This is a genomic window from Pseudomonas sp. GW822-FHT04H02, from assembly GCF_058800645.1.
On the sequence record NZ_JBXAMM010000002.1, the window covers coordinates 288,454 to 304,065 of the forward strand.

Consider the following 15,612-nt stretch of genomic DNA (forward strand, 5'->3'; position numbering starts at 1 on the left):
TATTAACGAAAGTTGTAAGCAAGGGATTGACCCGTGAAGATCAATAAACTTTATGCCCTGCTTCTGGCATCGGGCCTGGGCAGTTTTGCGCCACTGGTTTTGGCCGACGATACCGTGGACGTAGGTTCGGTGAACGTTGCCGGTAAACAGACCCTGGGCAACGGCCACATGATCAAGGAAGAAAGCGCCAAGGGCCGCTCCACCGTGACCAAGGAGGCCATGGATCAGATGGCCCCCACCGCCAACGCCGTGGACAAGCTCAAGTACACCCCGGGGATCAACGTTTCCAGCACCGACGCCTCGGGCCTGAGCGGCACCAACTTCACCATGCGCGGGATGAACTCCGACCAGGTCGGGCTCTCCGCCGACGGTTTCCCGATCAACGACTCGGGGGACTACAGCATCTACCCGAACCTGATGGGCGACCCGGAGAACTTCAGTGAAGTCTTCGTCACCCAGGGTTCGTCCGAAGCCGACGGCCCGCACATCGGTTCCAGCGGTGGCAACATCGGCCTGGTGACCGTGCGCCCGACCAAGGATTTCGGGGTGTTCGTCAAGCAGTCTGTGGGTTCCAACAACCTGCGCAAATCCTTTGCCCGCCTCAACACCGGCGAGCTGGGGGGCTTCAAGACCTGGGTCTCGGCGTCCCATACCGAAGGTGACAAGTGGAAGGGCAAGGGCACCTTGCGGGCCGACAAGATCGAGTGGAACACCCTGTTCGAAGACGGCAACGGCAACTCCACCAACGCCATCGTCAAATACAACCTGCAGGAAAACTACAACTACAACAGCGTCAGCAAGTCCCAGTTCCAGACCCAGGGCCGGCGCCTGGACTACTCGGAAAGCACCGTGTTCAAGAACGGCAGCGTGTCCCAGTCCTACAAGCTCAACCGCAACCCCTTCGAAAGCGTGACCGCCTCGGTGACCCAGCGCTTCCAGCTGCGCGACGACCTGAGCCTGACCTTCAACCCGTACTACGTCTGGTCCAACGGCGGCAGCTTCAGCGGCCAGACCGCCACCACCTTGTCCAGCACCTCCAGCCGGGCCGGCAACTATGACCTGAGCGGGCTGCCCAGCGGCACCTACTACCGGCCTTCGTGGACCGAGACCTGGCGCCCCGGCATGACCACCAAGCTCAAGTGGGACCTCAACGAAGAGCACAGCCTGGACGTCGGCTACTGGTACGAGCGCGCCCGCCAGCGCCAGACCCAGCCCTTCATCGGCATCAAGGGCAACGGCGCTCCGGAAAACGTCTGGGGCGACTACAACGGCTCCGACCAACTGGTGGACCGCAATGGCGCGACGGTCCAGGGCCGCCACCAGTACACCGTGACCCCGGCGCAGAAACTCTGGGTGCAGGACACCTGGCAGGCGACCCCGGACCTGACCCTTACCGGGGCCCTGGCCTACCAGTACGTGGAGCGTGATGGCAACAACCTGGGCAGCCTCACCGACAAGCCGGAAAAACGCGACGCCAAGTACCACGAGTTCCTGCCCAGCTTCAACGCCAAGTACCAGGTGGACCCGAACAACCAGGCGTTCTACAACGTCACCCGCAACATGCGCACGCCGCCCAACTACGTGCTCTACAACAAGGGTGATTCCATCAGCCTGAAACCCGAGCTGAGCTGGAACCAGGAACTGGGCTGGCGCTACAGCGAGGAGAACATGGCCCTGAGCGCGACCCTGTTCTACATCACCTTCAAGGACCGGCAGATCTCCACCACCGACCTCAATGGCGACTACGTCGTGGCCAACGTCGGCGAAGTGAAGAACCGTGGCCTGGAGCTGGAGTGGAGCGGCCTCTTGCCACACAACTTCAACTACTACGCCTCGTACACCTACACCAAGTCCGAGCAGATGGATGACCTGACCAACAAGAACGTGCTGCTGCCGACGTCCGGCAAACAGCTGACCAACGTTCCGGAAAACATGTTCAACCTGAGCCTGGGCTACGACGATTCGCTCTACTACGGCAACGTGGTGGGCAAGTACGTCGGCGCCTTCTACGGCGACCTGACCAACGACGAGAAGATCTCCGGACGCACCGTGTTCGACCTCAATGCCGGTATCCACCTGCCGGTGGACAAGAAGGTGCTGAAGTCCGCGACCCTGCGCTTCTCGATGCTCAACGTGTTCGACAAGGAATACCTGGCGTCGGTACGCACCGTGTCTTTCAACTCGGTAAGGACCAATGGCCTGGCGCCAAGCACCGCCTATTACAACGTGGGTGAAGAACGCACCGCGATGGTCTCCCTGGAAGCTGCGTTCTGATTCGATTCAGGCACAAGAGGAAATGACGATGGACATGAATCTGCTGCACGACATCACCTTCTACACCATGTACGGCGCTGCCGCGATTGCCGCCTTCATCGCGGTGGAGCGGGGCATCTACTTCAGCTTCAGCCTGCGCCAGGCGAAGAAACTGGAGACCGTGCTCAACCCGAAGATGCACAGCGTCGACGATCTGCCCGCCCCGCTGCGCGAGCGCAACAGCCTGCCCCTGGAAATGGTCGCCGAGCTGTTTGCCCACAAGCAGGGGCTGGCCAGCCACAAGGACCTGGAAGACCTCAGCGAGTCGATCTACATCGCCACCCGCAGCAAGCTGATGCATGGCCTGTGGCTGCTGGAAACCGTTGTTACCGCTGCGCCCTTGCTGGGCCTCTTGGGCACCATCCTGGGGATCATCGACACCTTCAAGGCCCTGGCCGAGACCGGCGTCAGCGACCCGGGCGAAGTGTCCAAGGGTATCGGCACCGCGCTGTATGCCACGGCCCTGGGGATCGCCATTGCCCTGGGCAGCATGATCTTCCACAACCACTTCCAGGACCGGGTCGAGCGCATCACCGACCACCTGAAGATCCTGCTGCTGCGCGCCGGCATGGGCACCGCGCTGAAGGCCCCGCCAGCACCCCAGGTGGTCCACGGCAGCCTGCAACCTGCCTGATGACCTGACCTGTAGCCGCTGCCGCGGGCACGGGCTGCGATCGACGGCGAAGCCGGCGCTGTTCCCAGCGCTGTTCTCTGTCTGATCGGCCTGCGCCAGCGGCTTTTTTTCGCTGATCTACCAAGGATTTCTTTCATGTCCCGTCTTCGTCCCATGCCCCGGATGCTGGGGGCACTGACCCTGGCCCTGGTCACCCTGGCCGGTTGCAGCTCGCTGTCTGAACCGCCGCAACCGGTGGCGGTGAACATCGTCGCCATCAACGATCTGCACGGCTACCTGCAAGCCAACCCCTTCAGCTACAAGGACCCCCAGGCCCCGGGCGGCGTGCGCAAGCTTGCGGCCGGCGGCATCGCTACCCTGGGCGGCATGCTTGCCCAACTGCGCCAGCAGGACCCGCAACTGCTGTTCATCGGCGCCGGCGACCTGGTGGGCGGCAGCCCGCCGCTGTCGGCCATGTGGGCCGACGAGCCGACCCTGGACGCCCTGCGCCAGATGGGCATGAAACTCAGCGCCATCGGCAATCACGAACTGGACAACGGCAAGGCCGAGTTCCTGCGCCAGCTCAATGGCGGCTGCCAGTCGTCGCGGCCGGACAAGGCCTGCCAGTTCCGCCCGAACTACCCCGGCAGCGGCTTCCCCTACCTGGCGGCCAACCTGCTGGACAGCGACACCGGCAAGCCGTTGCTGCCGGCCTACCGCATCGAAGAGGTGCGCGGGGTCAAGGTGGCCTTTGTCGGCGCGGTGCTGCGGGACGTGGCCTCGGTGGTCAGCGCCAAGGGCATGCGCGGTTTGCAGGTGGCCGACGAAGCCGAATCCATCAACAAGCTGATCCCCGAACTCAATGCCCAGGGTGTCAACGCCATCGTCGCCGTGGTGCACCAGGGCGGCTCGACCCCGGAGCCGTTCGACAAGCAGGACTGCTCGCAGCTCGGCGGCGATATCGTCGACGTGGCCAAGCGCCTGGACCCGGCGGTGGACGTGCTGATCAGCGCCCACTCGCACCAGGGCTACCTGTGCAAGGTCGGGCCGCTGCTGGTGACCCAGGGCAATTCCTACGGCCACCTGCTGACTCACCTGACCCTGCAAGTGACCCCGGGCCAGCACCGGGTGGCGAGCATCCAGGCCCTCAACCTGCTGGCCGATCCGGCCCGTTATCCACAGGACCCGGCCCTGGCGCAGTTGCAACAGGAGGTCGAGGCCCGTAGCAACCAGGTGCTGCTCAAGCCGGTGGGGGCGATTGCCGCCTCGCCGATTGCCCGGCGTGCCGACGCGGCCGGGGAAATGCCCATCGGTGACCTGATTGCCGACGCGCATCTGGCCGGCGGCCGGGCCAATGGCGCACAGATCGCCTTCATGAACACTGGCGGCATTCGCAGCGACCTGGCCCTGGAGCCCGGGCAGACCCGGGTCAACTACGGGCAACTGGCGACGTTGCAGCCGTTCAACAACAACCTGATCGCTTTCGACCTCACGGGCCGGCAGATCGAACAGGTGCTCAACCAGCAATGGAAGGGCGCGGACGATGCCAACATCCTGCAAGTGTCCCAGGGCTTCACCTATCGCTGGGACCCCAAGCGCCCGCCGGACAGCCGTGTCGTCCCCGGCAGCGTGCGCCTCAACGGCAAGCCGCTGCAGGCCGGCGCGAACTACCGGCTGGTGATGAACGGCTTCCTGGCCGATGGCGGCGACCGCTTCAGCCTGTTCAAGAGCGGCCTGAACCGCAGCGACCTGGGGGTCAGCGACCTGGAGGCGATGCTGCACTACCTCAAGGACATGGACCAGCAGGGCAAGCCCGTGGGTTCCAGCACCAGTGCCGGGCGCATCCAGCGATCCCTGTAACGAGCGCTGTAGCCGCTGCCGAGCCTGCGAGGCTGCGAAAAGGTCCGCAGGACCTTGCTTGACGGTCTCCCGTCAAGCCTCCTGCGGCCTCACGAGCGCCTCGATCGCTTCGTCAGAGTGCGGCCCAGCTCGATTGCAGCCTGCGGCGGCGGCTACAGGGGATGCATCGGGCGGGGGGCGTTTTCGCCGCCCTGAAAATATTTTCAAAAAAATGCTGAGGTCTTTGCCTGCGACATACGTGTAGTGCTTGAAAGTGCGACTAATTCGCATTCACGGTGCTTTTACACACGAGTCTCCAGCATGAAGTCCAGGGCAAATTCGGCGGTAAACGGTTCGGTCAAACGGTGGTTCGGCGCTTCGGCGCTGGTGGTTTCGGGGTTGGCCCTGCTGCCCCTGAGCGTGGCATTGGCGGCCCAGGCCGGCAGCGAGCAGCACAGTGCGCTGTTCAACTTCGCCATCGCGGCCAAGCCGCTACCCCAGGCCCTGAGCGATTTCACCCGGGTCACCGGGATCAGCGTGGTCTACACCGACGAGGCGCCCTACAACCTCAAGGCCCCGGCCGTCACCGGCCAGCTCAGTGCCGAGCAGGCCTTGCAGCGTCTCTTGGGCAATTCCGGTTTCACCTATCGCCGCAGCGACGCCCATACCCTGGTTCTCGAACCCCTGCCCCAAGGTGCCGGGCTGAACCTGGGGACTTCCAGCATCACCACCCAGGGCGTCGACGAAAGCACCAGCTACCAGCCGCCGGCCACCACCTCGGTGGCCCGCTCCCAGGCGCTGAACCAGGAAATCCCGCAGATCATCAACGTGATCCCGGCCCAGGTGCTGCGCGACCAGACCCCGCGCAACCTGGATGACGCCCTGAAGAACGTCAGTGGCATCACCCAGACCAACACCCTGGGCGGCACTCAGGACGCGGTGCTGCTGCGCGGCTTCGGCGACAACCGCAACGGCTCGATCATGCGCGACAGCATGCCGGTGGTGCAGGGCCGTGCCCTGAACGCCACGGCCGAGCGCGTGGAAGTGATCAAGGGCCCGTCGTCCCTGCTCTATGGCATCCAGGACCCGGGCGGGGTGATCAATATCGTCAGCAAGAAACCCGAGTTGCAGCAGTCCACGGCCCTGACCGTGCGCGGTTCGACCTACGGCTCGGGCAAGAACGGCAGCGGCGGCAGCCTGGACACCACCGGGCCGCTGGGGGATTCCGGGCTGGCCTACCGGCTGGTCGTGGACCACGAAGACGAAGACTACTGGCGCAACTTCGGCACCCACCGCGAATCCCTGGTGGCGCCGTCCCTGGCCTGGTACGGCGAGCGCACCAAGGTGCTGCTGGCCTATGAGCATCGCGAATTCCTGACCCCGTTCGACCGCGGCACGGCCATCGACCCCAAGACCAACCACCCGCTGGACATCCCGGCCACCCGGCGCCTGGACGAGCCGTTCAACAACATGGAAGGGCGTTCGGACCTGTATCGTTTCGAGGTCGATCACGAGCTCAGCGACGACTGGAAGGCCCACTTCGGCTACAGCTGGAACCGTGAAACCTACGACGCCAGCCAGGTGCGCCTGACCGCGGTGAACGCCAACGGCACCCTGACCCGGACCATGGACGGCACCAAGAATGCCCTGACCACCGACCGCTATGCCACCGTCAGCCTGGAAGGCAAGGTGCAACTGGGCGGCATGCAGCACGACCTGGTGTTCGGCCTGGACGACGAGTACCGCAAGATCTACCGCGCCGACCTGATCCGCGGCAAGAACACCAGTTTCAACTACCTCAACCCGGTGTACGGCCAGCAAGTGGCGGGGACCAACGTCAGCGCCCCGGACAGCGACCAGACCGACCTGCTGCGCAGTGACTCGCTGTTCTTCCAGGATGCCATCCACCTCACCGACCAGTGGATCCTGGTGGGCGGCGGGCGTTTCCAGGAATACGACCAGTACGCGGGCAAGGGCCGGCCGTTCCACGCCAATACCGACAGCAACGGGCAGAAGTTCGTGCCCCGCGCCGGCCTGGTGTACCGCTACACCGACCAGCTGTCGTTCTACGGCAGCTACACCGAGTCGTTCAAACCCAACTCCAGCATTGCCCAGCTGGCCGGCGGCAGCGTGGTGCTGGACGGCTCCATCGCACCGGAAGAAGCCAAGTCCTGGGAACTGGGGGCCAAGCTCGACATTCCAGGGCGCATCACCGCCAGTGCGGCGTTGTTCGACATCACCAAGCGCAACGTGCTGGTGACCACCGCCACGGCCTCCGAGACTGTCACCAGCGTGGCCGGTGAAGTGCATTCCCAGGGCCTGGAGCTGGACCTGACCGGGCAGCTTACCGACCAGTGGAGTCTGATCGGCAGCTACGCCTACACCGACGCCGAAGTGACCAAGGACACCCAGTACAAGGGCAAGCAACTGCAGAACGTGGCCAAGAACACCGGCTCGCTGTCGGCGGTCTACGACTTCGGCAGCCTGATCGGCGGTGACCGCCTGCGGGTCGGCGCCGGTGCCCGTTATGTCGGTGAGCGCGCTGGGGATGCGCCCAACAGCTTCGACCTGCCGGGCTACACCGTGGCCGATGCCTTCGCCACCTACGACACCAAGGTCGAAGGGCAGAAGGTCAAGTTTCAGCTCAACGTGAAGAACCTGTTCGACAAGACCTACTACACCTCCTCGGTGAGCAAGTACTTCGTGTCCCTGGGGGACGCTCGCCAAGTGTCGCTCTCCAGCACCCTGGAGTTCTGATGAAAGCCCTGGCCCTGAGTGTGCTCCTGGCGTTCTGTGGCATGGCCCAGGCGGCCGCGCCGGCGGATGAGCGCCTGTACCACCGCGAACAGCAAGTGCAGCTGCCGGGTTCCGGCAGCAGTTGGGGCTTCATCGCCCTGGACCCGACGCGGCCCTACCTGTTCCTGGCCCGCCGGGAAAACGGCCTGAGCGTGTTCGATGTGGACAAGCAGCGCCCGGTGCGCACCCTCGAACAGTCCCGGGGCGCCAATGGTGTGGTGTTGGTACCGGAGCTGGACCGCCTGCTGGTGCTCAACACCGACGGCAGCCTGGGGGTGGTGGAGTTATCCACATTCAAGCCGCTCAAGCGCATCACCGTGACCCAGAGCAACCTCAACAGCGCGGTGTACGAACCGCGCACCGGGCAGGTGATCATTGTCAGCGGGCGCCGGGCCGATCGTTCCACCCTGTTCGTCTTCGATCCCAAAGAAGAGCGCATCACCGCCGCCCATGAGCTGGCGGTGAAGAAGATCGACCCGTTGCTGCTCAAGGGCGATGGCAGTTTCTTCCTGCCGATGCGCGATGAGGGCATCGTCGCGCGGTTGTCCTCCAGCAGTTTCAAGGTCCTGGACCGCTGGCAGTATCCCGACTGCCCGCGGCCCAGTGCCCTGGCCCAGGATGAACAACGGGGGCGGTTGTTCGTCGCTTGCCGTGGTGAGCGGCCAGTGCTGCTGGTGCTCGACCGCGACAACGGTGCGCTGAAGGCCAGCCTGCCGATCACCCGGGACGTCAACGCCCTGGCCTACGACCCGCAGGCCCAGCGCTTGCTGATCGCCAGCGGGGTGGACGCCAACCTCAGCGTTGTCGCCCAGCTCGATGCCGACCGCTACCAGCTCCTGGGTAGCGTCAGCACCCAGCCCATGGCCTACAACATGGCGTTCGACCCGCGTACCCGGCGGGTCTACCTGGCGGCAATGGACTTCACCCAACCGGCGGCGAGCCCGGCCGAACCCAAGCCGGACCCGCTGTTTCATGCCAATACCTTCAAGGTCCTCACCCTGGCACCCTAGTCGGCGTCAAGTGCCAGGGCCTGCGCTTGCGCTGCACAGTCAGCGCCGGCGGTCAGGCCCTGGGCCCGAACGGCCAGCAACTCTTGCCGGGCGACGGCGAAATCGGCCTGGAAGGTCGGGTCGGCGTGCAAGCGTGCCACGGTGGTCGCGCCTATTTCACGGCCTTCACGGATATCGCTGTACCAGTGCACGTTGCACACCATGCGGCTTTGCGAGTAGGCCCGGCCGCGGGCCCAGAGCGCATTGCCGTGCTCGGGGGACAGTTCGCTCAGCAACAGCGCCCAGGCCCAGCCGATTGCGCTGTGGCCCGATGGGTAGGAACCATCTGCGGCCAGTTTCGCCTCGTCTTCCGGGGTGCAGCTGGGTTGCTGGCTGTAGACGAAGGGCCGGGTGCGCTGGTAGCGCTTCTTTGCGCTGTAGGTGGCCAGCCCGGCGTCGGCCAGGGTCCGCCGCAGGACTCTGTACAGCGTAGGTGTCAGCTGTTCGCTGATCGGGGCATTCAGGGCACAGGAGAATGTCTGCGCGGCGGCAGGGAACTTCAGGTTGGCATCGCTGACGGCCAACTCCCAGCGTTTGCTGCCCCGCAAGGCCTGGTTTTTCTCGGCCATGCTCTGGTCCAGAGCGAAGGCTGGGGTCCCCACCGCAGGAGGGGGCGGCAACAGCGACAGACTGTCGGGCAGATCCTGCTGTTTCAGATAACCGATCAAGTAACCCGGTCGGAACTCCGGGACGCTTTGCGCTTGCAGGGGCTGTTTCGCCGCGACCGGGTTGAACAGGCTTAAAAACAACAGGCTGGCCAAACTTTTCGATAATAGACGTTGCATGGAGATAGTCCTCTAGGCATTTGATCCGTTACATCGGTTCTGGTGGTCTGCTTACTTGATATTCCAGGTGTAGTTGAACATCAGTCGCGTATCATCAGTGTCGCGAATGAAGTTCTTGGCGTAGTTGGAGCGATAGAGCGCACTGCGCAGGCGTACACTTAAGTTCTTCAGCGGGCCTTGTTGCACGACATAACGCAATTCATTATCCAGCTCCCATGACTTGCCAATTCTTTGGCTGCCGGTTATCTCGGCATGGCTGCCGGATATATAGCGGCTATTGATGGTCAGGCCCGGCAAGCCCAGGTTGGCAAAGTCATAGCCATAACGAAGTGCCCAGGAGCGCTCCTTGGCATTGGCGAAGTCACCCAGTACGGACAAGTTGATCAAGTTGGCATCGGTACCCAGGATGTTGGCATAACCGGTGTCCCCCAACATTCGCTGATAAGTCAGGCCAAGGCTGTGGCCTTTATAGGCATAGCCGAGCAACCCCTGCAGGGCGCGGTTGTCGATCTTGCCGCCTTTGGCATTGCCATAGTCGTTCATCAGGCTCAAGCGCAGATCGCTGCTGAACGTCCCCGCTCCCCAGGGGCTCTTGTTGACCAGGGTGAAGACCTGCTGGCGGTAGATATCCTGCAGCTGGGCGACATGCACGCGAGCCAGCCATTGCTTGTGGAACCGATAGTCGAGGCCCGCCATGTCGAAGTGTTCCGCGGTGGCCCCCAGCTTCTCGAAGCGCCGGTTCAAGGGGCTCAGGGTCAGCGGTGTGTACTGCGTGGCGTTGCGCTGCAGGACCCGGCTCAGACGCCCGGCGGTAAACTCCAGGTCTTCGATTTCATTGGAGGTCAGCAGCCCGCCTTCGAACATCTGCGCAAACAGGCGGCCGTCATTGGGTCTGAGTGTCGGCAGTACCGGCGGTACCAGGGTTCCGAACTTGAACAGGGTCTTGCTGGTCTTGAGCTTGCCGGCCAGGGCCAGTTTCGAATAGTCATCCTCTGCCCGGCCATTGCGTGCCACCTTCAACAGCCCGGTGCCGGTCCGGCCAGGAGCGGAATCCAGCTTGATCCCGAGCATGCCGATGGCGTCGGCACCGACGCCGAGGCGGCCTTCGGTGAACCCCGAATCCAGGCGCAAGAGGAAACCTTGCGCCCATTCTTCACGGGTAGGGGCAGTGCCTTCGCGGTAGTCCCGAGTGAAGTAGTAGTTGCGCAGTTCCAGGCGTGCGCTGCTGTCCTCGAGCAGTTCGGCTTTTACCGGAATGGCCAGTATCGAGGCACACAGCAGGGGCGAGTGTCTGACCCATTGCCGTGGCAAACTTTGTGAAAGCATTTCATCGTCCTCTGTTTTTGTTGTTTTGGAGTAAGGCGATTAACGGCTTAGTTGTTGCTGGTTTGTTCAAGGACCCAATGGTTGAAGGTTGGATTGCCTCAGGGGGGGTGGTGAATGTTGTGTGTCAATTGTTGTGGGCAAGAGTCTGTCGGGTATTTCAGGTAATTGGCTCCTGTAAGGGGGTGGGTATTTATGGAATGCCTGGCACTCAAGGTTCGAAGACTAAGTTGAAACTGGGCTTAAACAATAATCATCAGCTCCATGAATGAAGTGATAAATAAAATATTAAAATAATTACCTGGTTATGTTCTTGAGTGTCATATAAGAACTTGCCGGGCGTGATCTTTCTGAGAGAGATATGTAGGGGGTTTTTAATTGGCTTGTAAGAATTGTCTTATTTAAGTAAGGAACTTTAACCGTTCACTGACTCAGGCGTGTCAGCCTGGGCTTTGGCATAAGATGGAGCATGCAGAGGCGGGTTTTGGGTAACCCTGGCCTCAGCGCAGGAACGCCAGGCGGTAGTCTCCCGGTGTGCCCCCCAGGGCGTGCCGGAAGCGATTGCTGAAGTGGCTGGCACTGGCAAAACCACAGGCCAGTGCAATCTCGCCCAGGGGCTGGGCGGTGGTGCGCAGCAGGTGCCGGGCCCGGCTCAGGCGTCGGGCTAGCAGGTATTGGTGGGGCGGCAGGCCGAAGCTTGCACGGAACATGCGGGCGAAGTGGTATTCGGAGAGGGCGCACAACCCCGCCAGCTGGCCCAGGCTCAGGGGCGCGTCCAACTGGCTGTCGATGTAGTCCACCAGCAGCCGTCGCTGGTGTGCGGCCAGCCCGCCCTTGAGCCGGGCCCCCTGGCGCTGGCCCACTTGATTGAGCAGGGCATGGCTGAGCATCTCGTGGGCCAGGCTGCTGGTCAGCAGGCGCTCGCCGGGTTCGTCCCAGTTCAGGCGGACCAACTGCGCAAAGCGCTGGGTCTGCTCGGGGTCGTCGAGAAAGGTGCTTTCGCGCAGTTGCAGTTCCCGGGGCTCGCGATCCAGCAGGGTGACGCAGCCCAGGGCGAACTGCTCCGGGCTGAAGTACAGATGGGCCAGGCGAATATCACCGTTGATCACCCAGGCCGACTGGTGCTCGGCGGGCAGGATGCACAACTTGCCCGGGCCGCCCTTGCTGCCCGGCTGGTCGCGGCGGAAGGTCCCGGTGCCGCCGGCCAGGTAGCAGGACAGGGTGTGATGGCTGGGGGCCTCGTACTCCTGGGCGTCGTGATGGTTGCTCCACAAGGCTGCGGACAAGCCGTCACCGAGCTCGGCGCTGTGCTCCAGGCGAGCATTGGGCGAGCGGTTCAGGGCTTGGAAGACTTGCAGGGTATCCAGTGCGTGCATGGTGGGGCTTCAACATGGGTGCGGCTGCCGGTGTTCTGCATGCTACTCCGTAGCCCGTGTGCTGCCAGCCCCGGGCGGATAAAAAGCGCAAGTTTGTGCAAGCGCGCAAGGCCGGCGGGGCGTGACACTGCACTCCTGACAAAGGAGTCGCGCCATGAACCTATCGCTGTACCTGTTGACCGTGCTGATCTGGGGCACCACCTGGATCGCCCTGAAACTGCAACTGGGGGTGGTGGCGATTCCGGTGTCCATCGTCTATCGCTTCGCCCTGGCGGCCCTGGTGCTGTTCGTCCTGTTGCTGCTCAGCCGCAAGCTGCAGCCGATGAACCGTCGTGGTCACCTGATCTGCGTGGCCCAGGGCCTGTGCCTGTTCTGCATCAACTTCATGTGCTTTTTGCACGCCAGCCAGTGGATTCCCAGTGGCCTGGTAGCGGTGGTGTTTTCCACCGCGACCCTGTGGAACGCCCTGAATGCGCGGGTGTTCTTCGGCCAGAAGATCGCTCGCAACGTGCTGCTGGGCGGCGGCCTGGGGCTGCTGGGGCTGGGGCTGCTGTTCTGGCCGGAGCTGGTGGGCCACAGTGCCAGCCCGCAAACCCTGCTGGGCCTGGGCTTGGCCCTGCTGGGCACCTTGTGCTTCTCGGCGGGCAACATGCTGTCCAGCCTGCAGCAAAAAGCCGGGCTCAAGCCGTTGACCACCAATGCCTGGGGCATGGCCTACGGCGCGACGATGCTGGCGGTGTATTGCCTGTTCCAGGGCATCGCCTTCGATGTGGAATGGAGCACCCGCTACATCGGCTCACTGCTGTACCTGGTGATTCCGGGCTCGGTCATCGGCTTTACCGCCTACCTGACCCTGGTGGGGCGCATGGGCCCGGAGCGCGCGGCTTACTGCACCGTGCTGTTCCCGGTAGTGGCGTTGAACGTGTCGGCCTTTGTCGAAGGCTACCAATGGACCGCCCCGGCCCTGGCCGGGCTGGTGCTGGTGATGCTGGGCAACGTCCTGGTGTTCCGCAAACCCAAGGCTGTGCCTGCCTCTGTAGCCGCTGCCGAGCTTGCGAGGCTGCGAACGGCGGCGCAGCCGTCGCAAAACCGGGCGACCTGATTCTGCCGGGCTATCGCTGAAGGTCCTGCGGACCTTTTCGCAGCCTCGCAGGCTTGGCAGCGGCTACAGGGGGGATAGGCCGTGGGTGGTCAGCCCTTCCACACCTGCGGGTTGACCAGGTCCTGCGGCCGCTCACCCAGCAGGGCACTGCGCAGGTTGCTCATGGCGCGCGCGGCCATGGCGTCGCGGGTTTCATGGGTGGCCGAGCCAATGTGCGGCAAGGTCACTGCGTTCTTCAGCTGGAACAGCGGCGACTCCGCCAGCGGTTCCTTCTCGTACACATCCAGGCCGGCGCCACGGATCTGGCCCTTCTGCAAGGCTTCGATCAGCGCCGGTTCATCCACCACCGGCCCGCGGGAAATGTTCACCAGGATTGCACTGGGCTTCATCAGCGCCAGTTCGCGGTGGCTGATCAGGTGCTTGGTCTTTTCGCTCAACGGCACCACCAGGCAGACGAAATCCGCCTCCGCCAGCAGTTGCTCCAGGCTGCGAAACTGCGCCCCCAGCTCCTGCTCCAGGGCCGCCTTGCGGCTGTTGCCGCTGTAGAGGATCGGCATGCCGAAGCCCAGGCGCCCACGGCGGGCGATGGCCGCGCCAATGTTGCCCATGCCGACGATGCCCAGGGTCTTGCCGTGCACGTCGCAGCCGAACAGCGCCGGGCCGACGCTGGCCTGCCATTGCCCGGCCTTGGTCCAGGCATCCAGCTCGGCCACTCGGCGGGCGCTGCTCATGAGCAGGGCGAAGGCCAGGTCGGCGGTGCTTTCGGTGAGCACGTCCGGGGTGTTGGTGAGCATCAGCCCGCGTTCGTTGAAGTAGGCCAGGTCGTAGTTGTCGTAGCCCACCGAGATGCTCGACACCACTTCCAGGCGCGCGGCGTTTTCCAACTGCGCACGGCCCAGCTTGCGGCCGACACCGATCAGGCCGTGGGCCTGGGGCAGGGCTTCATTGAATTGCGCGGCGACGTCCCCGTGCTTGGGGTTGGGCACTATGACCTCGAAATCCTGTTGCAGGCGTTCGGTCATCTCGGGGGTGATGCGGCTGAAGGCAAGTACAGTCTTTTTCATCGCGCGAAGGCTCGTCAGGCGGGGAGAATGCCAAGCAAGCTAACATTTTTGCCGCCGCCACCAAAGCACCCCGCCACGAGCCTGCATGTGTAGGAGCTGGCTTGCCAGCGAAGGCGGCATCCAGGTTTGCACAGGACGTGCGGGCTTCTTCGCCGGCAAGCCGGCTCCTACAGGTGGGACGGTGGTCTGGGCGGGGAGCCCCGTGGTCAGGTGGCCAGGCGTGCGCCGGTCAGGCTGCCGCTCAGTTCATAGGCCGCCAGTTCCGTCTGGTGCGCGGTGAGGATCTCCGGCAGAGAGCCGCGCAGGTATTCGACCCAGGTCTTGATCTTGGCGTCCAGGTACTGGCGCGACGGGTAGATGGCGTACAGGTTCAGCTCCTGGGAGCGGTACTTGGGCATCACCCGTACCAGGGTGCCGGTGCGCAAACCCTCTATAGCCGCGTATACCGGCAACACCCCGACCCCCATGCCGCTGATGATCGCAGTCTTCATGGCATCGGCGGAGTTCACCAGGAACGGCGAGCTGTTGATGGTGACCATTTCCTGGCCTTCCGGGCCGTCGAAGGTCCACTTCTCCAGGGGAATCACCGGGCTCACCAGGCGCAGGCAGGCATGGTTCAGCAGATCGCTGGGCTTTTGCGGGCAGCCGTTGGCTTTCACATAGGCCGGCGAGGCGCAGACGATGCTGTAGGTCATCCCCAGGCGCTGGGAGACGAACCCCGAATCCGGCAGCTCTCGGGCCAGGACGATGGACACGTCGTAGCCCTCGTCCAGGAGGTCCGGCACACGGTTGGCCATGGTCAGGTCGAAGGTCACGTCCGGGTGGGTCTTGCGGTAGCGGGCGATGGCGTCGATCACGAAGTGCTGGCCGATGCCGGTCATGGTGTGCACTTTCAACTGCCCGGCGGGGCGGGCGTGGGCGTCGCTGGCCTCGGCCTCGGCTTCTTCGACATAGGCCAGGATCTGCTCGCAGCGCAGCAGGTAGCGCTTGCCGGCCTCGGTCAGGGCGATGCGGCGAGTCGTGCGGTTGAGCAGGCGGGTTTGCAGGTGCGCCTCTAGATTGGAGACGGCGCGCGAGACGTTGGCGGTGGTGGTGTCCAGCTGCACCGCGGCGGCCGTGAAACTACCGGCTTCGGCAACACAACTGAAGGCGCGCATGTTTTGCAAGGTGTCCATGGGGTGCTCTCAAGGGAGATTGCAAATTGTGACACGAAGTTTCTGTTTTTACAGGCGTACAGGGATACGACCAAGGGATTATCGCGTTTACGGTAACAAAGATTCACAGGAATCCCAGCTTATCGCCACAACGACCGCCCCCTAGAATTGCGCCGATCCCTAGGAGCCGGCAGGCCG

11 protein-coding genes are annotated in these 15,612 nt (G+C 63.5%); 6 read left to right on the forward strand and 5 right to left on the reverse strand.

The window, feature by feature from the left end:
- Positions 1-33 precede the first annotated feature (33 nt).
- The 5 genes from AC1RMG_RS08045 to AC1RMG_RS08065 all read left to right on the forward strand — a co-directional run bounded on the left by AC1RMG_RS08045 (position 34) and on the right by AC1RMG_RS08065 (position 8,571).
- Positions 34-2,274 carry a TonB-dependent receptor family protein gene (locus AC1RMG_RS08045; RefSeq protein ID WP_015634216.1) on the forward strand — a complete coding sequence of 747 codons (2,241 nt, stop codon included), beginning with the start codon at positions 34-36 and terminating at the stop codon, positions 2,272-2,274.
- Between the two features lie 28 nt (positions 2,275-2,302).
- Positions 2,303-2,947, forward strand: a complete 645-nt coding sequence (locus AC1RMG_RS08050) for a MotA/TolQ/ExbB proton channel family protein (protein ID WP_011059347.1) — start codon at positions 2,303-2,305, stop codon at positions 2,945-2,947.
- 135 nt (positions 2,948-3,082) lie between these two features.
- On the forward strand, positions 3,083-4,786 hold the full coding sequence (locus tag AC1RMG_RS08055) for a bifunctional metallophosphatase/5'-nucleotidase (RefSeq protein ID WP_011059348.1): 1,704 nt from the start codon (positions 3,083-3,085) through the stop codon (positions 4,784-4,786).
- Between the two features lie 300 nt (positions 4,787-5,086).
- On the forward strand, positions 5,087-7,522 hold the full coding sequence (locus AC1RMG_RS08060; RefSeq protein ID WP_015634217.1) for a TonB-dependent siderophore receptor: 2,436 nt from the start codon (positions 5,087-5,089) through the stop codon (positions 7,520-7,522).
- A complete protein-coding gene (locus AC1RMG_RS08065) occupies positions 7,522-8,571 on the forward strand; it encodes a hypothetical protein (protein ID WP_053149088.1) in 1,050 nt (349 codons plus the stop codon). Before AC1RMG_RS08060 ends, AC1RMG_RS08065 begins: the two co-directional genes overlap by 1 nt.
- Here the strand turns inward: AC1RMG_RS08065 and AC1RMG_RS08070 are convergent.
- From AC1RMG_RS08070 to AC1RMG_RS08080, 3 genes are all read right to left on the reverse strand, one after another.
- Positions 8,568-9,395, reverse strand: a complete 828-nt coding sequence (locus AC1RMG_RS08070; protein WP_125062802.1) for an acid phosphatase — start codon at positions 9,393-9,395, stop codon at positions 8,568-8,570. The two genes, AC1RMG_RS08065 and AC1RMG_RS08070, sit on opposite strands and share 4 nt — an antisense overlap.
- 51 nt (positions 9,396-9,446) lie before the next feature.
- Positions 9,447-10,721, reverse strand: coding sequence for an OprD family porin (locus tag AC1RMG_RS08075; protein WP_493168900.1), 1,275 nt, complete (start codon positions 10,719-10,721; stop codon positions 9,447-9,449).
- Positions 10,722-11,218: 497 nt separating this feature from the next.
- On the reverse strand, positions 11,219-12,094 hold the full coding sequence (locus AC1RMG_RS08080; RefSeq protein WP_011059353.1) for an AraC family transcriptional regulator: 876 nt from the start codon (positions 12,092-12,094) through the stop codon (positions 11,219-11,221).
- 154 nt (positions 12,095-12,248) lie between these two features.
- Here AC1RMG_RS08080 and AC1RMG_RS08085 point away from each other — a divergent pair, with 154 nt between their 5' ends.
- Entirely contained in the window at positions 12,249-13,196 is a 948-nt protein-coding gene (locus AC1RMG_RS08085; RefSeq protein ID WP_072443052.1) for a DMT family transporter, read from the forward strand.
- A gap of 89 nt (positions 13,197-13,285) precedes the next feature.
- Here the strand turns inward: AC1RMG_RS08085 and AC1RMG_RS08090 are convergent, their stop codons facing one another.
- Positions 13,286-14,260, reverse strand: coding sequence for a 2-hydroxyacid dehydrogenase (locus AC1RMG_RS08090; protein ID WP_015634222.1), 975 nt, complete (start codon positions 14,258-14,260; stop codon positions 13,286-13,288).
- A 206-nt stretch (positions 14,261-14,466) separates the two neighbouring features.
- Positions 14,467-15,435: a LysR family transcriptional regulator gene (locus AC1RMG_RS08095; protein WP_011059356.1), complete on the reverse strand. Its 969-nt coding sequence runs from the start codon at positions 15,433-15,435 to the stop codon at positions 14,467-14,469.
- Positions 15,436-15,612: the final 177 nt, after the last annotated feature.